Raw genomic sequence first — 23245 nt, 5'->3', positions numbered from 1 at the left:
ATAATAAACTCGCGTGATTATCACTTCGAAAGCATAGCCAGCTAGACCTAAGTACAGAACAATCGCATCACCGAAATGGCCTGACCTGATTGTGGACAGGTTATGAACCTTAATGCGCCTGTTTGAGTAATGAGCTATGACTGAACGGACATCCTCTCCTGCACTTCGCTGGCAAAGCCTGTTTTTCTTGTTTCACTATTTGTTCACGTTATTCATCTTTTCACTGCCAGCACCTGCACGCGGGGGAGATCTTCAGGCATCACTGCCCGATTTACATACTCAAACAACCGTTCTCCAGGCAGATCCGCCGGAAACCACAACGGATCAGAGGGGTGAGGAAAACTCGCCACTGCGCGATCAGATGGCGCAATTCTGGGGTTCCGCTCAACATAGCACTGCCGGTGATGCAGCACGCGGCATGGCAAACAGCGTAGTAAATAGCGCCCTGACGGCTGAAGTTGAAAGCTGGCTTAATATGGGCGGGGCAAAAGCGCGCGTGACCCTTGATACCGGCCTCTCCGGCAATCATAGCCGGGATGTCGGCCTGGATTATTTCTGGCCGCTGATGGAGTGGGAGGCCAGCACCCTGTTTAGTCAGCTCAGTTTTCATCGCTGGAATGGACGCAACCAATTCAATGTCGGGCTGGGTGTGCGCCATGACCTGAATGAACGCTGGCTGGTTGGTAGCAACGTTTTCTACGATCGTGACCTGAGCCGTCGTCACAGTCGCCTCGGCCTCGGTGCTGAACTGTGGGGAGCAGGGCTGCGCACGTCTGCTAACTATTACCTACCGCTGAGCGACTGGCGTCTGTCACAAGATGATCACTTTAATGACGATCCGCTGCGTTTCAATTTATACGAACGGCCGGCGCGAGGTTGGGATTTGGCCGTTGAAGCAGCACTGAACCAGCATGTCGGCGTGAAAGGGACGTTCTTTCAGTGGTATGGCGATAAAGTCGATGTAACGGGTAGCCGCAGCCAGGCCAGTCGCGACCCGCGCGGTGTCACGCTGGGCGCGAGCTGGCAACCCGTTCCATTGGTTAGCCTGAATGCCGATCACAGCACCATCAGCGGGCAGAATGATGACACCCGGCTGGGACTCAACCTGAACTGGCAGTTTGGCCGCACGTTGGATCAAATGCTGGACCCGGGCGCGGCAACGGCGTTGTCGTCGTTGCAAGACGCTCGCCATGACTTCGTCAGCCGCAACAACAACATCGTGCTGGCCTATCAGCAGCGCGAGAAAGGCACGAAACTTTACTTCAACCCCACAGCATGGATAGCGAAAGCAGGCAGTGCCTCTTTTACCCACGTGGTAAATGGCGGACGCGGCGGTTTTATCGTCTATCACTCCAGCCAGCCAGATATCGCGCAGGTGGTGAATGAACAGGCGGGCACCATAGCGCCACTGAAACGTGGTGAAGTCACGATTTCCGCTGAGGAATATCAGGATGCCAGCCGTACAACGCTCTACAGCCGCGCGGAGTACCGTTTGACCATCCAGCCGGGAGATTTTGCCCCCTCAGCAACCGATGTAAGCATCAGTGGAGAATCAGCGATCGGCAGCACACTCAGCGGCAGTTACACCTACGTTGCCAACGAAGGAGACGACGAAGGTGAGTCGCTGCAACGCTGGTATCGTGCTGAGACACCCGAAGAAACGCTTTCCACAAACCATCAATACCCACTGACGGCGGCGGATGTCGGTAAAACGCTGGTCTACGAAGTGACCCCCATAAACAAAGCAGGTTTGCGCGGCATGCCGGGCAGTGCACAACAAAGCGGACCGCAATTGATCCTCGATAGCCTGGTCATATCCGGTGTCAGCGGGGCGGGCGAGGTGTTACCTGATGGCCGGGTGAAATTCAAAGCAGGCGCGTCCGGCACGTTATTTTTCGAGGCCACGGTGCGAGATAAAGACGGTAAACCGATGCCGGATCGGGCGGTGTACTGGTCGCACAGCAACACGGCATTGGGCGAACTGGAGCAAAACCGTCAAATGACGGACAGCAAGGGGTTATCGCTGGTGAAATTCAGCGATGTGAAGGACGACGGTGAAGACATGATTGTCGCGTCCCTGCACCCCGAAGGCAGTGCGCGCACCTTCACTGCGGCAAGTGACACGGATAGCAGAAAATCCCTGCCATTAGCCGTGACTTTCAGTGCCCCGAGCCAGGTAAAATTTATTGACCCACCGAGACAAGCGACGGTGGGAACAGACACCGTATTTGTTGTGCTGGCTATGGATCAAGACGATGTGGTGATGGAAAACACCGCGTTACAGATCACCAGCGCGGGGAACACCACCGACGTTAAAACCGACAAACAAGGAAAAGCGCGCTTTACCCTGACTGCACCGCACAGTAGCGATCCGACGCAGTGGAGGGTGAGCGCGCAACTCCCCGGCAGTGCAGAGGTCGGGGATGAGGCGGTGCTGGCGTTATTAGCCGACGCATTATCCGCACGAGTGGTAGCCTTACAGGCCGATCCGGCCACAGCGGTAGCGGGCGAGAGCGTGCAACTGTTGGCGACGGTACAGGACAAATACGGCAACCCGGTGCCTGACGATCAGGCACGGGTCAGTTTCCTCAGCAGCAAAGCGGGTGCGCTACTGGATGAACCTGTAGCTACTAATGCGGCTGGCGTGGCCACTTATCCTTATGTTCAGCTCACTACGGGAACCTGGCATCCGGCAGCGCGTGTCGGTGGCGGCGCGGAACAGGATACGGAGGTGACGTTCACGCCTGGCGAGGTGAGCCGACTGACGCTGCGGCCAGATTTTAGTGGCGACCAACAAGCGAATGGCAGCAGCGAGATTGGCTGGACGGTGACGGCGCACGACACACACCACAACGTGGTTAACAATGCTGCGTTGACGTGGGAAGTAAAAGATCCTGCCGGGAATAAGCTTCCCATCAAGCAGAAAAATGATTTCACCAACGCGCAGGGCGAGGGCAGTCTGTCGGTGGTGGTGCCGAAAAACCACGGTGAGTTGACCGTTACGGTATCTTCTGCCGGTCAGCAGGATCAGGCTGGCGTAACCTTGCTACCGGTGCTGAAGCTGGCGGCGCTGGAAAGCAGCAGCGCCACGCCAGTGGTGGGTAGTGAGGTCACGCTAACCGCAACCGTAACCGATCTGGCAGGTACGGCGCTGGAAGGTGTGGTGGTGGATTTCACCAACGATCACAACGATCTGATGACCGAGCAATCGGGCATCAAAACCGATAGCCGCGGAAAAGCGCAGGCGCTACTGCGGATTAAGCCCGGTAAAGAGCAGGGCGCGCCAGGCACTTATACGGTGACAGCCACGCTGCAAGAGGCAACGTCGGAAACGCAAACCAAACAGCTGGACTGGCAGGCAAACGCCACTGAGGCACAGGTGATAGCGCTGCAAGCCAACCCAACCTCGGCGGTGGTGAGTAAGAAAGTCACGCTGACGGCGACGGTGCAAGATCCACATGGTAATCCTGTGCCGGGTGTGCAGGTCGAATTCCTGAATGATGCGGCAGCGAGCGCACCGTTGATTACCCTGCCGACCGATGCGCAGGGTGAGGTGGCTTACCTGGATTATTCGCAAACCACGGCGGCAATCTATCACCCGGTAGCGCGCGTGGTCGGCGGCAACGTGCAGGAAACGACGGTAACTTTTACGGCGGATCACGTCACCACGCTGCAACTTAACCGCGATTTCACTGATAGCGTGTGGGCAGACGGCAAATCGCAGAAACGCTGGACAGTGATGGCAGCAGACCAGTTTGGCAACAGGGTTGCGGCCGCCGCGCTGGCTTGGGAGGTGACAGGCCCGCAAGGCCAACTCACCCCGGAACGACAGGATAATCAAACCAGCGCCACCGGCGAAGGGGAGGTTATCGTCACGATGCCCGAAAAGATGGGGGAACTGACGGTGAGCGTCACCTCTGGTAATAAACAGGATGACGACAGCGTGCCACTGCAACCGGTGCTCACCCTGGTCTCGCTGGAAACCAGCACGGCGACGCCGGTGGTAGGCAAAGATGTCACCCTGACGGCAAAAGTGACCGATCTCGCTGGCACGAAACTGGAAAATGTGCCGGTGGACTTTACCAATAATCGTAACGAGCTGATGTCGGAGGCGCTGAACGTCAAAACCAATGCCAATGGCATGGCGCAGGCGATAGTGAAAATCCTTAGCGGTAAGGAAGCCGGTGCGCCGGGCCTCTATGAGGTTACGGCAACGCTAAAAGATAAGCCCGAACAACAACATTCGCAGCAGGTGAACTGGCAGGCGGAGACTAGCACGGCGCGCGTCACTGAACTCAACGCCAGCCCGACGTCGGCTGCGGCAGGCGCGAAGGTGACGCTTTCAGCCAGGGTGCAAGATCAGTACGGGAATCCGGTGGCGAATAAGCCGGTAGAGTTCCTTAGCGCCGCCAGCGGGGGAACGCAACTGACGTCACTGTCCACTAATGAACAAGGTGAAGTCGCCTGGGATCAATACAGTCAGACCGTCGCCGGTGACTATTATCCTGCGGCGATCATTCCGGGAAGTACCGCCAAAGAGGCCAAAGTCACCTTTCAGGCCGACAGGAACAGTGCACATGTGACCGATCTGGTGCCAACGCCAGCACTGGCGCAGGTAAATACCCCTGTCTCATTGCAGGCGACGGTGAAGGATCAGTATGGCAACCGGGTCTACAGTGTCGGGGTAAGGTTCCTTGATAAACCAGGCGGCAGCACGATACAACAGTTGGCTACTGATGCGAATGGTGAGGTGACCTGGCGCGGCTATACGCAGGCTACGGCGAAAACCTACACGCCAGCAGCGCGCATGGGTGACACGCCAGAAGTGGTGACTGAGGTCAATTTTTACGGCGTGCCCACCATCAGCTCAGTCAGTATTTCGCCGAATGGCACGGTGGCACCGAACCAACAATTGACGGCTCTCTACTATGGCTACAATGCGCAAGGAACCGGCGCAGCGAACCTCGTTTATCAATGGTACTGGCGTAAAGAGGGGGAGAGTGGCTGGTCGCCGTCGGGGCGTGACGATGCGAAACAGAAAAGCTTTACCCCCGATGACACCTATGATGGTTATCAGGTGCGGGTTGGCGTGAAACCCAGAGGTACTACCCCGGCCGTTGAGGGAACGGAGGTCTATAGCAATCCAGTGAGCATTCGTATCCTGCCACCGTCGGTGACAGATGTGACGATCAGTGGCAGAGCGATGGTCACTTATACGCTAACGGCAAACTATAGCTTCCAGGCTAATGGCGGCGCAGCGGAGTCTGGCACCACTTTCCAGTGGTATCTGGATGGATCGCCGATTTCGGGTGCGACCGGGAAGGATTATACGGTGCTGCGTAACAATCCCGGCAAGACGGTGACGGTAAAAGTGACGCCGAAAAACCAGAACGGCGTGAGTGGGACTGGTGTAACCAGTTCAGCGACGGCTAAAGTCGAACCGACCATACTACCTCGTGCGGCTTTTTATGAACCGAGATGTACGACTAACCCACCGCCGGAAGGAGAGGTTAGTTGGAATATGACTAATGTGGGTGATGATGTGCGATTGTATGCTTATTATGGTCAGGAACGAATCGCCTTGGCAGAAAGTGGCGTTATCACAGGACTACCGATTGAACGAAATAGCACCCTTGAGTATGAACTTTATTTCAGAGACGGTTACGGCAATACCACCAACCAATCGAAGGTTAAATTTACTGTGCCTATTATGGGAACGGTTGCCTGCCAGGCCGAACTGACAGCCAACGGCACGCTTACGCGCTGGCCGGACTAGGCTCGCAGAATCTGTAGCGGCGCGATTTATCGCGCTCTTTTCAGGCATTAGCATGCTCTGTCAGATACGTGCGATTTATCGCGCCGCTACGTTGCGAGCTATCCACTTTCGCTACAGCTCATCCCTGAGCGTGAGTCACTATTCCACCTGTTCCCAGGCCTGACTGGCTTCATCCTTCGCCATATTTTTTCCACCCGGTTCATAAGCTGGATGGTTGATATTACACCATCCGCCTTGCGGGAACGGACGACAACGCCACAGATTACCATCGGCACCTTTGACCACGGTTTCCCCCAGTTTGTAGTTACCGATACCTGCGGGCCAGGTTTGCACTTCACCATTATCCGGCCCTGGTCCCTGCTCTGGCTCATCCGGTTTCATATATTCCATATAGCTGGTGTTGCGCGCATCTTTCACCCAGACGAGGTTTTGATGGATACGGTTTGGATCGCTTTCAAAATGAATCTGGCCGTTATTTTTCACCCCGATTTGCAGGTGTTTAGTCTGGCTGTTCAGGGCGTTAGCCAGTTCTTCCGCCCAACGGAAGTTGTTTTCATTACCAGCGGTGATGGGGATATTAATATCCACCAGCTCCTGTCCACTGGCCTTGCTGCCATCCATTAAGCGGAAACGAATGCGATCGCCTTCTTTGGGAGCCGGGAAGGCAGGATTAATAAAGGCTTTTTCTTCAATCCATTCATCAACCGGTTGTTCTGGTCCACCGGGATTTTCCGTGTTGTCGAAGCGGATATCACTACAGTTGAAGAATCCTTCATTACCGGCATCAATGCGTTGCCAGACACTGTAAAGAATGGCGGTACCGGTGCGGTTTGCCGGGAGGGTAAGGGGAATTCTATATTCCTGATAGGTTGATCCCGCTACTGGCGATGGCATTTCCCCGCTGGAGATAAGCGTTAAATCATCCCAGTGCAGCGCGCGGCCTTGAAAATTTGCATCCTGACGGGTGATATAGACGCGGTAAGTCGCGGGATTATGTGGTGCGGTGGCTGCCCAGGTAAGTTGAAGTGGCTTTCCTGACTCGACATCGGTCATCTTCCAGCCGGCATTTTGTGGTGCATCCAAACCGAGTTTTTTCTTATCCCCTGCGGCACACAATGAACCGTTTGGCACCGCTTGTTTAACGCTCTGGTCATCGTCGGGGTCTTTCGGATTGGCCGCGACTTCAGCCCACTGCACAAACGGATATTGTTGCGAGATTTGTAAACTGGCTCGACAGCCAGCATTTGGCACGTTTTCTATTGGTCCCCAAATCGCCCCATCCTGATAACATTGTAGCTGACGCGAAATAGGGTAAGAAACAGCACCGTGACCATAGGCTAATTGGGATAATAAAAGCGTGGTGCAGGCAATTATTGCTTTTCGCATGGTCGAGTAATTATTGATTATTTTCATGGTATTAATTCCTGGAGTATCCAGTCGGGATGTAAGATCAATACGGCGTGAGTGATTAGTTTGCGAATTAATAGTCTGGATAGTATTCGCGGAATTACCTCCTAAAGAAGGTATAGAGCGGAAGTGGTTATTTTTCCAGCAAGAGAAAAAGAGTTGTTAATCGAAGCGTAAATAAGGCGGTTGAATTTTGCTATATTGCATAACGCAGGGTTATCGCATTGCGTTTTTTTTACAAAAAAATGATTTAATTTCGGTTGAAGGAAATAAACGAGGCGGTTTCATTTTTTTAAAGGAAAAGGCTGAGTTTATCTTTCAGGGCAATATTATTCTTTATGCGCCGCCACTTTTACAGACGGCACACAAAGTTGCCATCACTCGCTTTCCGTTCCACCCGGTAATGCCACCGATTTTAGCTGATTCCGGGCATCCCACGTCATCGGTTGATTGGTGTTGAGCACCAACAGGTTGCCGTTAGCATCAAAAAAGTTATCTACATCTTCCGGTTTAATACTGCCGGATGCATTCTGCTTGACCGCGCGGTTGGAGGTGGGCGAGACGACCATCTCCATCGTGTAACGTTTGTTGCCGTTATCGCCACGATGGCGCATCACGATCAGGTTATTGCCTTCATCATAATCATATTCGCGGGTGTAATTAACGCGCTGAGCCGCATCCGGTCCGGTTAAGGGTTCGCGTTCAGGCAGGTCCGGTCCCTGAATACCCGCTTTTATGCTCTCCTGACCGGTAGCTTCAATCAACTGATACAGGCTGTCGTAGCGGTAGGTGCTTAGCCCATCCACGCGCTGATTGCGGAAGAAGGTGGTCGGTTGCGCGGCATCATTCTGCGTTACCACGTTCCCCGCTGGATCGTAGCCGTAAAGTAAATCCTGAAGCACCGGGCCATACTGACGGCCCTGTTGACCGGGCGCGCGCGCCAGAATACGCAACAGACGTTGCAGCGCGGGACAATATTCGCGCCAGGTCGTGACGTTATTGCCTGCCACCTCGCGACACGGCTGGTTAAACACATCATATTCCGTCGATAACAGTACCGGAATCAGCGTTTCGGGTTGATCATCCTGCGCCGCCAGCGTGACATCGCAGGAGAACGGCAGGCCCAGCAGGGTATAACGATGTGCCTGAATGTTGCCGCAGGCATCGGTCTGGCGGATGATTTCACCGCCGGGGGCGTAGTGCCAGCGCGTAGTAAAGCCCTCGGTTTCACATTGTGCGTCACGCTCGGCAATAGCTTCCGGCCAGTCAGGATCCGTGATCTCCGCGAGCAGAAAATGGCGGGTTTCAGCGCTGGCTTTACCCTGCAAATTGAAGCGTGGGGTCAGCACATAACCGGCCGGATCATCATGACGAATCAGCTGACCGCGCGCATTATCGGCCGCGGTGATATCACCATAGACATAGCGATCAACGCAGCCTTCCGCCGCATCATGCAGTTGTTCGAATATCGCCACCGGGCGTGCATATTCATCATATTCACAGCGGGTAAAGGTTTTGCGGCTGTCAAAGGTCAGAAAGCGTTGATTGATGCTGTCGTTGAGTGTCAAACGCGCACCGGCATCGACGCTGTCGTTACGTAGCTCACGGCCACTCAGGCTATAGTGATAGCGCATATTCTCTATCACAACTTTTTCAGATTGCGCGCGCAGAAACTGGCGTGGATCGATGCTACTGCTCAATTGATTGCGGAGATTAAACTGATGGCGGGTGATACGCGGGGTCGGGTCCTGTGTGCTATCACGGCGATACCAGTCAACTTCGCGTACGGTATTGCCACGGTTATCCCGCACCGCCAGTTTAGGGGTGAAGGTATCAACGGTCATGTCGGTCATGTTCAGCTCCTGGAACGAATAAAGGAGGCCGAAACATAACTTGCACCCTGTCCGATTAACACCGGAGTGGCGGAAAGTTTAAAATTAAATGACACTATTGTTTCTTTTTATGTTTTTATTGCTGCCTTGTGAAGAAATTATTAATCTTTAACTTTGGCAGTTAATAAGATTATCATTTTCTTTTTGGTTTTTTCTCATGTCAACGCTGAGTGACTTCATTTCATTTGGCTATAATTTAACTTGAATTTCATTCCCCAGGAGATGTTATGTCTGAATTTGGTGTGTTTGCAATTGACTTCGCTTTTATTGAGCCCCGACACGACAATATGGAACCGCCAGCTTATAGCATTGCCGAAAACATTAAGCTGCTGAAAAATACCGTCGGCGAAATGACTTCATTTTTAAATCGAATAAAAGACCTGGCTCTGGCGCCGGTCAGATTACCTTTTGCCCTGCATGATGTATTTTGCCAGATCCTGAATAAAGCTAACGCGGGGTTGAGAAAAAAAACGCTGGATAAAATTGATAACATGCTTAAGGATTGCATCGCCAAAGGCGAGGCGGCGAAGGCTGCGGTGACAGCGGCCTTGGCAACGTCGACGCGATGGTCTCCAGAGCGAATCGAGGAAATTATTACCGCAGCATTGGCCTGGGGGGCAGCGGAGCATAATCGTGAAGTGACAGAGCAAACGATCAATGAAATGTCAGAAGAAAAAAAAACCGCCGAATTTTCTGAAGAGCAAGAACAAGAGTTGAAAGATCTGGAAAATGAACTCAAGGATCTGAAAAATCAATGCGAAGAAACATTCGCGAACATGACAAAGTTGAATAAAGATTGCAGTGAGTCTGCCAGACTAAAAAACCTCGATATCATTGGTGCTTTCTTACAAGAGTATCTGGATTTTAAAACCACCGTTTTGCTGCTCAGTTTTGCCTGGTCGTTTCCCTTTGAACGCGTCACAGCGGTATCGGGTAAAATGGGCCTGCAATTAAGATTAGTCGTGCCGGGCAGTAAAAACCCCTTTAGTCCTTTTGGCGCAAAGGACAGACCGCAAAGAATTACCGTGGAAGTCTGTGGTTATATTGAAGCGGCGGTGTCGAAGACCATCAATATTCTTAAGCAATGCTTTGACATCGCACCCTCAACGGCGGATCTCTACTTTCAGATCAGGGGGATTAACCGGCGAAGAGTCTTTGCCAGTGCGAATTTTGAATTAGACCAACAGCAAAAATACCAAAAGTGTCCTGGGATCACCATTACGCTTGAGAGCGTGTTACGTGCCTATGCCATTGCAGGTTGTCATGCCTTCGAAGGGAAGGGCGTGTCGTGCTCCACGTTTACCGGACTGGGTTCAGATAAACACAGTTACTCATTAACCGAGGAGTGGCTCAAACTGGCGCTTATTTTTCTCGGCACCGTGAGTTGCGGATTTGTCGCTTATAACTATGCTGGCGACAATAACATCGACAAACTGATGGCTGGCATTGGCAGCATGATGTGTTCGTCCCACCTGTTAACGACAATTTTGCCGGCGCGCAATCGCACCGATATGAGCGTCATTACCTCGGCACCTGGCATTAAAGCGGGGGTCATTGATCATCAAGGCACTAAACTTGAGACGACGGTGAGTTTAAGGGGAATCAATAAAATAATCCCCAAATTCACCTGAATCATCTCTGGGGGGAACAGCCAACGGCCTCATCTGCGGCCGTTGGCGTAAATCAAGGCTGAGAAATAACTTTGGTCAGTGTCACCGCTGGTTCATCGAGCCAGAGGCCAGGTGGCATCGTCGCAGCCATACCCGCCTCGGCGTTAACATCATAGCTGTTGATGATCCTTTTGTTGCCTTCCTGGTAGCCAAAAGTGATGGTTTCCTGCAACGTATGGGTTTGGGACTCGGGCTGCAAGCCGAGCGTGCGTGACATGAACCCGAACATACTGGGGCCGATGGTGCCATTGCTGATATTCATCACTACAGCGGCGGCGTTATTTATCGGCGGGGCGAACTCTCCGGCGGATTTGGTTAGTCTTGCGCAAAGAAACAGTAAATTATTCACACTAATGCTGGCGAGAATAGTATTGAGCAAGGAGGCTATTTCGTATGACGGCGTGCCAATCGTGGCACTCAACGGCGGTATCATGATTTTTTTCGGATCATCGTGTAAAGGTTTATTGATGCAATCCGTCAGGGTTACTAAGCTGCGGAAGAATAATTCCGCAGCGGCTTTTTTGTAAGGAGTGACTAACAAGGGATTATCTGTCGGCACCGAAAGAATAACAAAACCGAAAACATATCCGCTAAATTTGAGAGACATCTGCGTCGGCAGGGTGATTGATAACTCACGGGTATCGGTTGAGTTTGGTGCAACATGATTTAACAGATAATCAAGGATGGGGGGAATGATAATATAACCTAACATCTTACCAGGCTCACCCACATACCAAGAGGCTGCCGCCGCCACCGCGATTGGGACCGCCTCGGTGGCAATCATTTTTGCTTTCTCTGCCGGTGAGGCAGAGAGGAAGGTCGGCCATTTGTTGACTATCTCATAGGATTTTTGTAGCACTGCCAATAGGTTAGCAGCACATAGCAGATAGCGGGCAACGTTCAGGGGTAACTGTGAGGTGATTTCTGCCGTTAACGCACCGGCAAAGGCTACCCCGGCGGCACGACCACTGGGGAGTATATTCGCCACCAGTTGTGAGACGGTGAAGGGTGTCGCGGTGGCAGCAGAGGCGGTGTTTGACGCGATATCCAGAGAAACATTGTGTACCGTGGCTTTGCCGAAAGAAGACATTCCGGGAAACAAATGTGAGATGTTGATGAGCGAAAGTTGTAATGAAGAGGGTAGAATAAGAAAGTTCATAATAAACCTTAATAAATGGTAATGGGGGAGGGAAATTACCCCTGTCGTGTAATGTCATTGTTATATTTCAAATGTGTGTTTTGGTGTTGTCATTCCTGCAAACGTGGCAAAAGATAACAATATTTATTCGAGCGTTGGAATAAAATTATTATGATTTTTTTATTTGCACAAAATCAGAAGTGGAGAAATAAGATTTTTTTGATGCTGGTGGAATTAAATCATATATTGCTGGCTGAGTTTTTTGTTTATTTAATCATTTTTATCGCAAAAAAACGGCCTCGTAAGAGGCCGTGATTACACAGAAACTAACCTTCCGCCTCCGTCAGCGTTGCCAGCACGCCGTTGGCAAACTGCTCTCCGCCATTCAGCGCGCGATAACGAATGCGCAGAATAAGATCGGTCATGCGGCTCAGCAGTTGCTGCTGCTCAAGGCGATTAACGTTGGGGAATTGCAGCTCCCAGCTGGAATGTACCCCATTACCTTCGAACGGCAGGTAACGCTCATCGTTCAGATTCTCGACAAACAGCCCGTTATCTTCAAAGCCGCTGGAGAGGATCACTTCCTGTGAGGCGCGCAGGTTTTTGTAGATCCCCGGATGGTTGGTGTCGCCACTGTGCAGTTTTTCCCACGCCGCCAGATCGGGTTGCAACAGGAAGTTGCTGCCGGTCTGGGTCAACTGGGCGCAGACGTTCTGGTACGGCCCAATCACCGCCGGGATCGACAGCGCCACCTGGATCAGACGACGCTGATACAGTCCCGGATGGCGCTCGGCAAACAGCGCTTCCGGCAGCGTAAACGGGATCTTCAGGCTGGTGCCCTGGAACGTCCCGGCCTCAATCTGGGCGATCTGCTGTGCCACCGTCTGCCAGCTGCCGTTCTGCTCCAGCAGCGATTTCAGCGACAGGGTGTGGGTCAGCTCCAGATGGCGTTCATAGCGCAGCAGGTATTTCTGCTCCATCTGCAACAGCGCCAGTTTCAGGGTTTCACCGCTCAGCAGGCCATAGCTGGTATCGTTCCAGCCGCTGTTGTTGAGCAGCGACGGTTCGCTGAACCAGCCGGTTTCACAACGCCACGCCGCTTCGGTGGCAAGGCACAGGCTGAGGGTGGCATCCCACGCCTGATAGAACAGGCGGCGCAACTGACCGATCAGCCACTGATACAGCTGGGTTCGGGTGACGCGCTGGCTCCAGAAATCGAGCAGCTCGCTGACCTGCTGCTGCTGGCGCTGCGTCTGTGCCAGTTGGTAACGGTACTGCGCGTTCTGCTGTTGCTGCGCGGCGATTTGTGCCTCGATTTGCTGCCCGTCTTTGTCGGCCAGGGTGCGTTGCAGCTGCCAGTCCTGGCGACGGCGGGCGAGATCGGCGTAGGAGCGGGTGAGATCGGCCTGACCACTCAATGCGGTGCCTACCCCATTGAGACCGTAACCGATACCGAACAGTACCTGCGACGCGCCGGGCGTACCTACCGCCAACCCCGCAATATTGGGAATACAGGCGGCGATAGAGCCAGCAGCAAAAAAACCACTCGCTCCGGTAAACGTCGCGGCTGCCGCCTTGCGCAGTTCAATATCCGTTTTCTCCTCAGCAATAAACCCGTCCTCATCCAGTCCCTGGTAGTGATCGTAACGGGCACGGGCGGCTTCGCGGGATTTTTCCAGCGCCGTCAGGCTATGGTCGCCCATCTCAATCGCCATTTTCTGCAACGCGACGGTGAAATCCAGCAACTGCTGCTGATGGCTATACTGGAGTTTTTCCAGATCCAGCCCGTCTTTGCGCTCCAGTGCGCCGAGCAGGCTGTTGCCGAGCTGGATCAGCATTTCGGTGGCGCGTAGCGCCCGTTCATGCATCACCGGGTAGCGGAACGGTGGCACCGCCAGTGTCTGCTGCATCGTGTTACCTGCCGCGCCCTGGCCGCTGGTCAGCGCTTTTCGTGGATCCGCCGGATCGACTGGCGTGTCATACAACGGCAGACTCATCGGCCTGCCATCCAGCGTCAGCAGGTTGCGCAGGTTGTACAGACGGGTTTGCAGTTGATCCCACATCTCAACTCGTAACCGGTTCTGCGGTTCGCGGAACAGCGTGTCGCGGGCCGCGGGGCTGAGGTCATTTTGCTGCAACGGTTGCAGCGGGGCATCGAAGTGCGTCTCCAGTTCACGCAGTTCGCGGCTATTGCTGCTGGCAAGATCGGCCAGCGCGATCGGCTGCCAGCGTTGTGGCAACACCTGCTGCGGATTTTCGCCGAGCAGTGCCAGCGCCTGCATATAAAACTGCTTCGCTTCGTTCAGACTGTCACGGGTCAGTTCGCGATACAGCGTATCGCCGCGCGCCATCAGGAAGCGGATATAGTTATAAAACAGACCCTTGCAGTAAATGATCGGATGGCTGAGCGCCAGGCTGTCGGCGTCATTCGGCAGCAGACGTCGTGCCGGGTCATGGGCTTCTGCCAGCGCGCGTACCTGGAAGTAGCGCCCCTCTTTCTGCTGCGGGGTGAACAGGCGGTTATGCCACTTCTGCGCTTCCTCAAAGCTCAATTGCTCGCTGTAGGTGTTTGCCACCAACCACGGCAGATGCAGAAACAGTTCGTAAAAATGGCGGCCATAGGAGCCATAGAAGTCGATCGGTAATTCCTGAGTATTCGGATCAACCTCAACCTCAACGTCACTGTCATTGCTTTCATACAGCGGCGGCTCTTTGAGGTTCTGTGTTTCCCAGCTGAACAAGCTTTCCATGCCCTGCTGGGCATAAGGAATAAAACGATGGGCAAATGAGGTGGTGAGAATGTAGTTACGTTTTTTACCCTCATTATCGGCAGGGGTCTGCATATAACGAATAGCTTCCCCGGTTGACGACTCACCCTCGATCATTGAGTCCAGATTCTGTTGTACCAGTCCGCTGAAGAGATAACTTTCGCCAGGCTTGCCATCAAGCAGGGTATCAACGTTCACATTTTGCTGTACCAGATAAGGGTAAGGTTCGTAGGAAGTGCGGTTACGATAGAAAGAGAGGTGCATGTCAAACACAGCCTTGGTCGTCAACACTTCGGGTAACATATTGCGTTTTTCACTGAGATAAAGGCCCCAGGTGACGCGTTGTGGCGAGTTATCAATCACACTCAGGCATATCCCGGCATAATGAATAGCGGTGTCGGATGTCGTCTGATAGTAAGTTTTGAAATAGCTCGCCACCAAAAAACGGGCCTCTCGCCCGGCAATGGTATGTTCAGCACAAATCACCCAGCTCTTATCCATGCACTGTTGAGCCAGGCGCAGCACAGTATTTTTCACCACGTTATTAGCGGCATCGCGCGTTTCATCGATCTCATACCATGCAATGTACAGACGCCCCTGATAGCATAACGGGCGGATAGCCTGGTCACCGGCATTGCCAAACGACAGGTTGATTTTTTCCCAGTCGCCCCACGCGTTCACCGAGGGCGCGCTATCACTGCCTGCGGTTTCGCGCAGGTCCAGGCTGCGGATGTAGTACGTTTTCGGTTCGGTGCGGGTGCGGCCAATAAACCAGAACCGGGCGGTGCGATAGTCATCACCTTCCTGGAAGGCGCTGAGGATTTGTAGCGAGCCGATCTGCTCAAAATCCTTGAGATAGTTAAGTACCGCGTCCTGGATCAGGGCGTCCGTGAGTTTGCCCTGTTGCAGTTTTTGCTGCAGATCGGTGAACAGCGGTGTCGGATGCTGACGCATCTCCGGGTCAAGATAGTTTTCCGGCTGGCTTTCCAGCTTACGCAGGCCGGACCACAAGGCGTAGCGATGCTGCCAGCCCTGCCAGGTTTCTATCTCCCCCGCCGCAGCCTGCAAACCCGGCTCAAGGTTCTGGCAGATACGTCCCAGATACAGTTGCAGGCTGGCAATGGCTTCCGCTACCCGAGTGGTGGTGATTTTCTGCGTCACCAGTGGATCGATCAGCAGGCGTTCATAGGCGGCAATGACGCCTTTGATTGGCACCTCATATTTCAGGGTGTGATTTTGGCGGTCAATATACAGCGCCACCAGACAATCGTGTTGTTTCTGCGCTAAGCGGGTCAGAAAGGTTTGCGTCATCAGATGTTCTCCAGAGAATTAGCTCGCAGGGTGTGAAGCAGGGTGTTGGCCAGTTGTTGACGCGCGGTCAGGCTGGCTTCCGGCGCGAGGCTGGCGGCGTTGATTACGGTGGTAAGTTCCAGGCCGCTGCGACGGGTGAGGTTGCGCTGACGCAGTAAGCGTGCCAGACCTGCAAAGGTGGTAAGGCCGCCCTGTTGCAACGCATTTCGGCAATCGGTGTCGCTGAAGCCAAACAGCGCTTTCAGTTGAGCCACGGCGTTGTCATCAGAGGTACGGGACAGCCAACTGAGGATCAATGCTTCGCCGTTCTCTACGCTGTCGCGCAATTCGGCGAAGCAGCACAGATTCCAGATCAGCGCCTGGGTCAACCTCGGCGGGGTGGATTGCCAGTCAGCGGGGCGCTCGCACAGTGCGCGAATCAGCTGCTGGCTCAGTTTGAGGCCCCCGATCAGCATCACATAGCTGGTGATGCGTGCCACCAACTCTAACGCGGCGCTGGAGGTGGCAGTGGGTGACGTGGTGAGCGCCACACTTAACAGTTGATACGGTGTGGCTTGCATCCACTGGAGCATAGCGCTGACAACCGGTTCCGACTGACCAAAGTGTGTCGCGACCGCAATGCGGGCGATGTTGTGCTGATTATCCAGTTGCGTGGCGAGGGCGGTAGCCAACGTCTGTTGCAGGGCAGCGAGGTTGTTGAGTTTCAGCTCTGCGGTGGCGCTTATCACGGCCGCAGCGATGTTGTCCGGCGTTAACTCCGCGCTCAATAACCCACGGCTGTCCACCATATCGCTGAGGATCTGCGGCCAGTCGAGTGCGCTATCGTCGTTATCCGTGAGCGGCAACAGCAGCGATTGCAGCCAGTCGGCAGTGACTAACGCCGGTGTCACCGTCTGCACCAGGCTGGTAAACCACTGGCGGAGCGGGTCGGTATCCGTCATCGTTGGTTTTTCTGCCAGCATAAAGGCCAGCATAGAAGGACGGGTATTGATCTGTTGGAGAAAGTGCGCCTGCTGCTCCAGCCGAACCAGTATATCAAGGATGTCATCTTTCCCCGCCAGCGCCGCGTCAATGTTAACCGCTCCGGGTTCACTGGCGAGGCGATAGTACAGGCGCGGCTTACCGGCCAGTTGTTGCCAGATGTTGGCAGCATCGTTGCCTGGTAGGCTGACCAGCGCCATTCCTTCGGCGACGTCGTAACCCAACAAACGAAACAACGAGACAACACGGAAAAACGCTGAGACCACATACAGTGAACGACGCAGCTTACCAGTGATAACCTCAGTGCTGCCATCCGCTGCGACGCCCGCTGCGATCCACGGTTGCAGGGCGGCTTCCAGCTTCGGTGCCAGCAGGCGATAGCTGTCTTCGCTGATCTTCAGACCGGCGCACAGGCGTTTGCTCCAGGCGGGTAATTCGCCTGTCGGGCTGTGCTCGAACAGCACGTTATCAAGGCGCAGTTTCTCATCGTCGCTGCACTGCTGGTTAAACAGACGATCGTAAAAGGAAAGGGCCGGTTTGATGCTGAACGGGCTGATCTCATCGATCAGCGCGGCGAAGTGTTCCGCCGACAGCTGATAACGGTCGCGCCACTGCTGAAACACACCCAGTGCACGCAGCGCGCCACCGCTAATCGGCATATCGCCCTGCGCGCCCTGATACTCTGCGCGGTAGCAGGCAGCCAGCAGCTGATCGAGCTGCACATTATTCAGCTCCAGCGCCTGTTGCAGGCGCAGGAAGCAGTGCAGACGATTGAGCATCGCCGCCGGGCCAACCAACTGATCATCCTCAAGGGTGATCGCCGGGCCGTGACCGCCATGCAGCCAGACGGCACCGTACTGCCAACTGCTGGGGAAGGTACTGCCATCGAGGGGTATTACTGACGGATAGGTATCCGAGACGGAAGGGACGGCATCCTGGAGGCAAAGCTGTTTTTCCAGCTCACTGCGTGTCAGCTGACAACTGTCCAGCAGCGGTGCCAGCGGCAGTCGCAGCAGTGGGGGGGCCACCACCTGATCATACACACGCTGCCCATAGTGTGTCTCAGCATAAAGACTTGCCAGCTGCTGCGTAGCCCGTTTATTGCTCCCCTGGATAATCACCGCATAGCGAAATTCCGCGATATCCTGCTGTGAATAGAATTCGCGGGCACAGAAACGAATTTCCCCCATCCATGCTGCGTCCGGGTCCATGTCTCCGGGGCTGGCGGTGTCCAGTTGCAGTCGCAACGCAATTTGTCGCGGTTGTTCTTTACGTGGCCTGCACACATGGATCGGCAGGGGGAGATACGGTAACGTCTCATCGGGCGACCCTAGCTCATACTTATGTCCCACCAATTGCACCGTCAGTGGCTGGTCGGTGCCGATAAGCGGTTGGCAAATAAGGGAAATGATGCTCGGGCGGCCCGTGTCGTCATTAACAGCCTCAATCAGTTCCCCTGCCGCAGGGCGACATTCAACAACATTTTCCTGCGGGGGGATAATGAATGCGCGATTCCAGCCACTGGCGCTGGCCTGTGCGGGTTGCAACGGGTCGATGCTGGTGATGTCAGGACCGTAGAAAGCCAGCAGATCCACGAGCTGTCCCTCGTTGTCCTTGATATCGTGCTGATTACACAGCACGGCGGAGTACCACACCGGTTGTTCGCGACATAACATCATCAGTTCCGGTGCCAGCGCTAAACCAGCGCGTTGCGACTGGCGCAATGCGCGCGTGGCGTCGGCATCGGTGGGGGCCGCGAGAAACGTTGGTTGGGGCATGGTTTCCAGCACCACCTCGTCCCAGCGGGTTTTCAGTGCCTGCAAACCGAGGTGGGTGATGTCGGCGGCATTATCCCACGGCAGGATAAAGGGATAGCGGTGGCTGGCCAGCACCTGCGTCAGCGATTGATCGCTGCCGAGCTGGAGGTTTTGTTGCAGGATCTCACTCACCAACTGTTGCGTCGGTAGGGCGGTGTTGGCACTGTCGGCGTCAATCAGCAGGCTGGCGATGTCGGGACGGCGCTGTGCCAGTTTCTGTGTCTCATCGCTGGCACGGGATTCAATGTCCAGTGCCAGGCGGTACAGATGGTTGAGATACGCCACCGGTGAATCTACCGATTCGATGCTGTCCGGCGGGCAAAAGGCGTTGCTGTCTTCCGGGAACAGTTCCGGCCAGGTGGCGCGTTTGATGCTGCGTGCCAGCGGCGAGAGGGATAATGTGTCGCTGGCGTGATGGTTAAGATGGTGGCGGGTGATCTGGCTGGCACGGCTCTGGGCCGCCAGGTAAAACGCCGTGATGGTTTCCGGCGGAAAACGGTCCTGATAGTCGTGAATCAGCTGCGCACAGCTTTTATTCACCACGTCGAACACTGAGGTGACGCCAAAGTCGGCCATCTGTTGCTGGAGTTGTGCCAGCAGGTCCGGCTGTCCAGGTAAATTACTAGTCATCATTGGGTTCCTTTGTTACTGAGGGGCGTTGTGCCTTAAGGCAAACGGGAACCAGGGTAATCAGAACCTAATTGCATAAATACTGTCCAACCGGCATGAACAGAGATGACGAATAATGGGGGACTATTTTTTCGAACCTGACTGATGGAAAGCGGGTGTCAGACATGGAATAAATACGGCGAGATCATCACGGGCAATATTGGTGCCCGGTGACGTTTTATTTTCTCCAATTTACGTTGAGAATATATTTATGAAATTTCAAGCGGTGCAACGCGTTATTTTAACCGCTGCAACATTAACGTTATTATCCGGCTGTACCCTTCAGGCTTCAGACCTGGTGGATCCCCGTTCCTGTAACCCCAGCACCAGTTTTACCCGTGGCATGAACGATGGCACAGCGGGTGGTCGCATGGACAGTGACTATATTAATTTCTGCCCGGAAAATAGCCGTAATGCCATGCAGCAGGCGTATCGTGATGGTTATATGCAGGGACGTGAAACCCGTCGTGAGGATGAACGCAGTGAACACCCGGCTTCATCCGCGCCGGACGTGAATATTAATGTCGGCCATCAACGCCCCGGCAACGGGAAACCAACAGGTGCCGCCACCGAGCGCCAATACTTCTGTAAAGTCAAAACCTTTGGCACGGAATATTCCGCTTTCGGTCGCACTGAGCTGGAAACGCGCCTGACGGTACAGAAAAAATGTGAGGCAGGAAACGGTCAGGACTCCATGTTCTGCCGCGCAGAGAAGATTGATTGTCAGGTGAATAAATAGTGATACCGTAATGGCGCGATTTATCGCGCCGTTACGGATATAGTCAAATCACTGGAATGAAATATCGACATGCGTCAACGGACTATTGGCCTTGACGAAGATGCTATTGATTTGGTCTTTTTCGGGATAAACATTCCCGTCATCGTGCATCGCACCCGCGCGAATTCGGGTATGGGTGCCGTTGATCATTTCAGCCACGTAATAACTCCACTCTTTCTCTTCCCCCGCCGGGAGCGAAATATGGACTTCCCGTGCCATCTGCTCCCCTGCGTTACCCAAAAAACGCACTTTAATGGTTTTACCCACGGGGGCGATCAGCGGTTCGCCGTCGTCCAGACGGTCAATTGTCGCAATCTCTTTGGTCCATTCGCTGTTGGTGGGAACAGGACGACCAATTTTTGTGTAGTCAACATCGATATCAATCACATTATAAATACGGTCGTGTTTGCCACTGGCACCGGGAACCATTTCCGCCACCGCATAAATTAATTGATAACCCTGGCTGTCGGGTAACTGGCAGCGATGGGTGACCAGTCCCTGTACAGGATCATTCGTACCGTTCTGTTCGCAGAAAGGCTTACTGGCGAAGCTGTCACGCGTTAAATGGTTGGCCTTATCCAGCCTTTTTTGCCAGTCCGGTTTGGTCAGATAATATTTGTAACCTGCCACGCGGGAAGGCGCAGTGAATTGCCAGCTGATATCGAGGTTGCCTTTTTCCAGCGAATTTTTTTCCCAGCGGGTAGCGCGCTCGCTATTTAATGACGAAAACTGCAACAGGCCGCCACTGGCCAGTCTGCCATCTTCCGGGAAATCACCGGAAAATACGGTTGGATTGATCACACGGTCAGCGATGTAAACCGCGTCATTATCACACTGATTATTTTTTCCTTGTTTGCACATTACCGCTCGTGAGGGCGGATCCACCACATAGCCCTGTGCCCACGCCACGCTGCTCGCCAGTAAGCCAGCCAGGGCAATGGCACCTTTATTGAATTTCATACCTGTTCTCGTCGGTTGTTACGCGCAGAATAAATAAAAGAATTTTCCCGCGATTTTGATGAATGAAGTAGCCAGGATAAATGAGTAATTTCTTTCGCAGATTGAGATGCGGCGTTTTTAATATCAGGAGTGCCGTTTCAGGTTAATTGTGCAGCCATTCCTGGTGGTGTGAAGAAAATCCTTATTTGGCCTGGAGGAAAAAACCTTTATATTCCGCCCCGAATTCATAATGAATAACTAATTAACACTTTCCCTTACACATTCACCGGCAACGGTGTGGATATGGATTCATTTCTACTTAATATCAATGAGCGAAATATGAAACTTAATAAACTGGTTTTTGCAGTGACAACGCTGCTGGTCAGCGGCGCGGCCTGGTCACACGGTTATCTGCTGGAGCCACCGGCGCGTGCGGTGCTGTGTGATAAGATCAAAGCGAACCATGGTAGCGATTATCCCACAGAAAAAATGAATACCGGCTGCGGTAACATTCAAGACGAACCGCAAAGTCTGGAAAGAGGAAAAGGTTTCCCTCAGGGAGAATTGATTGATGGCATGATTGCCAGTGCCAATGCGATCCGTGGTCCTGAATTAGATGCACAGAGCGAGACGCGTTGGCAGAAAACCCCGATGTCTGCCGGTCAGCATCAATTTACCTGGTACTTTACTGCCCCGCATCCGACCACCAAATACGAATATTTCATCACCAAAAATGACTGGAATCCGAACCTGGCGCTGTCCCGTGCTTCTTTCGAATCCACGCCATTCTGTACCGTGAATCGCAGTGGCGAGCGTCCGGGCCAGACCGACAGCCATAACTGTAACGTTCCGGCGCGCGAGGGCTATCAGGTGATTCTGGCGGTTTGGACGGTGAATGACACCAGTGCGGCGTTCTATAACACCGCTGACGTCGAGTTCAGTGGCAACAACATTGGCGGCGGGGATGATGACGGTTCCCAGGAACAGCAGCACCCGCCGGTGATCAATTTGGCGCAAAGCAAAATTGTGGTGGAGAAAAACAGTGCTAACGCGGCTTACGCGATTGATGCATCCAACACACAATATGCCACCCGTTATACCTGGGAAGTGATTGATGGCTATAGCAACTTCCAGTTGCAGGAAAAATACGGTGCTACCACCACGCAGAAACTGGAAGGGTCAGATATCACTATGCCACTGGCATGGGTTGCGGCTAACCATATTGGGACTGGCACCTATCGTCTGACTGCGTCAAACGATTACGGCAGCGTGTCGAAAGATATCCAGGTAGAAGTGAAGGATTTACCCGGACATGAAACTCCGCAAGGCAGCGCCTGGGTGGTGGGACATGAGTACGAAATGGGTGACATTGTGACGCATGACGGGCGAACGTATAAGTGCGTGAACGCACACGACTCACAGAGTGACTGGGCGCCGGGCGTGGCCTGGAGCCTGTGGCAGCCAGTAAACTAATTTTTCTGAGTGCAACCAAAGCGTCAACAGCTCGACTGTTGACGCTTTGGTTGCTGCTACTGCCGGATGCGTTTTACCTCGCGCAGTGTCTGGCACAGATAGCGTTTATCATTATTCGTCAGCTGATGCAGACGCAGCGACTGCAACGCACTACACGCTTTGCTACCTGCTTTGGGGTCAATGCGTAGATCCCGCGATAACTGACGCAGGATCTCGCTGCTGATGCTGTTAAGCTGGCTGCGGGTTTCATCCAGCGAACGCGGTGGGGTTGGGCGGTTGGGGTCTGACAACCAGTCGGCACGATAGCGGTATTGAATCGCTTTAGCGACATCCATCTGTGCCTGAATAAATGGGGCGACTGAGTCCGGGGACAGGCCCAGTTTTCGTGCTTCAGCCAGTGAGCTATCCAGCACCCGTTTTTCCTGTGGCAAGTCTTCCACAGGCTTGTGATTGGCCGCTTTCCATGCCGCCACTTCTTTCATCATCGACAGACGTTGACCCACCAGCCCGCCAACCGACGTGGCACTGGCACTCCAGGAACAGGACGCCATTAGCGCCAGCATGCCCCACATCCATTTTCTACCCTGATTTTTCACTTTTATTACCTCTCCCTGAGTGTAGTGATC

The 23245-nt window shown here is 53.7% G+C and carries 11 protein-coding genes; 4 read left to right on the top strand and 7 right to left on the bottom strand.

Annotated elements, in window-relative coordinates:
- Positions 1–361 precede the first annotated feature (361 nt).
- Positions 362–5776 (top strand): Ig-like domain-containing protein, encoded by a 5415-nt coding sequence (locus tag AC6I8W_RS24750; protein WP_497838886.1) that lies wholly within the window; start codon positions 362–364, stop codon positions 5774–5776.
- Between the two features lie 138 nt (positions 5777–5914).
- On the opposite strand, the gene AC6I8W_RS24745 is transcribed toward AC6I8W_RS24750, so the two are convergent.
- The gene (locus tag AC6I8W_RS24745) at positions 5915–7189 is read right to left on the bottom strand and encodes a lytic polysaccharide monooxygenase (RefSeq protein WP_497838885.1); all 1275 of its coding nucleotides are present in this window, start codon (positions 7187–7189) and stop codon (positions 5915–5917) included.
- A gap of 371 nt (positions 7190–7560) precedes the next feature.
- Positions 7561–9036 carry a hypothetical protein gene (locus AC6I8W_RS24740; RefSeq protein ID WP_497838884.1) on the bottom strand — a complete coding sequence of 492 codons (1476 nt, stop codon included), beginning with the start codon at positions 9034–9036 and terminating at the stop codon, positions 7561–7563.
- A gap of 266 nt (positions 9037–9302) precedes the next feature.
- Here AC6I8W_RS24740 and AC6I8W_RS24735 point away from each other — a divergent pair, with 266 nt between their 5' ends.
- Positions 9303–10706 (top strand): hypothetical protein, encoded by a 1404-nt coding sequence (locus tag AC6I8W_RS24735; protein ID WP_497838883.1) that lies wholly within the window; start codon positions 9303–9305, stop codon positions 10704–10706.
- Positions 10707–10758: 52 nt separating this feature from the next.
- Here AC6I8W_RS24735 and AC6I8W_RS24730 read toward each other — a convergent pair whose 3' ends face one another.
- The 3 genes from AC6I8W_RS24730 to AC6I8W_RS24720 all read right to left on the bottom strand — a co-directional run bounded on the left by AC6I8W_RS24730 (position 10759) and on the right by AC6I8W_RS24720 (position 19393).
- Positions 10759–11904: a hypothetical protein gene (locus AC6I8W_RS24730; protein WP_497838882.1), complete on the bottom strand. Its 1146-nt coding sequence runs from the start codon at positions 11902–11904 to the stop codon at positions 10759–10761.
- Between the two features lie 305 nt (positions 11905–12209).
- The gene (locus tag AC6I8W_RS24725; protein ID WP_497838881.1) at positions 12210–15962 is read right to left on the bottom strand and encodes a Tc toxin subunit A-related protein; all 3753 of its coding nucleotides are present in this window, start codon (positions 15960–15962) and stop codon (positions 12210–12212) included.
- Positions 15962–19393, bottom strand: coding sequence for a Tc toxin subunit A (locus tag AC6I8W_RS24720; RefSeq protein WP_497838880.1), 3432 nt, complete (start codon positions 19391–19393; stop codon positions 15962–15964). Before AC6I8W_RS24720 ends, AC6I8W_RS24725 begins: the two co-directional genes overlap by 1 nt.
- Positions 19394–19640: 247 nt before the next feature.
- Between AC6I8W_RS24720 and AC6I8W_RS24715 the strand changes: the two genes are divergently transcribed.
- Entirely contained in the window at positions 19641–20168 is a 528-nt protein-coding gene (locus AC6I8W_RS24715; RefSeq protein WP_497838879.1) for a hypothetical protein, read from the top strand.
- Between the two features lie 48 nt (positions 20169–20216).
- Here AC6I8W_RS24715 and AC6I8W_RS24710 read toward each other — a convergent pair whose 3' ends face one another.
- The gene (locus AC6I8W_RS24710; RefSeq protein ID WP_497838878.1) at positions 20217–21167 is read right to left on the bottom strand and encodes a lytic polysaccharide monooxygenase; all 951 of its coding nucleotides are present in this window, start codon (positions 21165–21167) and stop codon (positions 20217–20219) included.
- Between the two features lie 318 nt (positions 21168–21485).
- On the opposite strand from AC6I8W_RS24710, the gene AC6I8W_RS24705 reads away from it, so the two are divergent.
- Complete coding sequence (locus tag AC6I8W_RS24705) at positions 21486–22619, top strand: lytic polysaccharide monooxygenase (RefSeq protein ID WP_497838877.1); 1134 nt, start codon at positions 21486–21488, stop codon at positions 22617–22619.
- 56 nt (positions 22620–22675) lie between these two features.
- Here the strand turns inward: AC6I8W_RS24705 and AC6I8W_RS24700 are convergent, their stop codons facing one another.
- Positions 22676–23215: a chorismate mutase gene (locus AC6I8W_RS24700; protein ID WP_497838876.1), complete on the bottom strand. Its 540-nt coding sequence runs from the start codon at positions 23213–23215 to the stop codon at positions 22676–22678.
- Between the last annotated feature and the right edge of the window lie 30 nt (positions 23216–23245).

It is taken from the genome of Pantoea sp. X-Soil-TKNS-1211, assembly GCF_059730495.1.
Note: the sequence above shows the minus strand (reverse complement) of the source record. Positions and strands in the feature narration are given on the sequence as shown.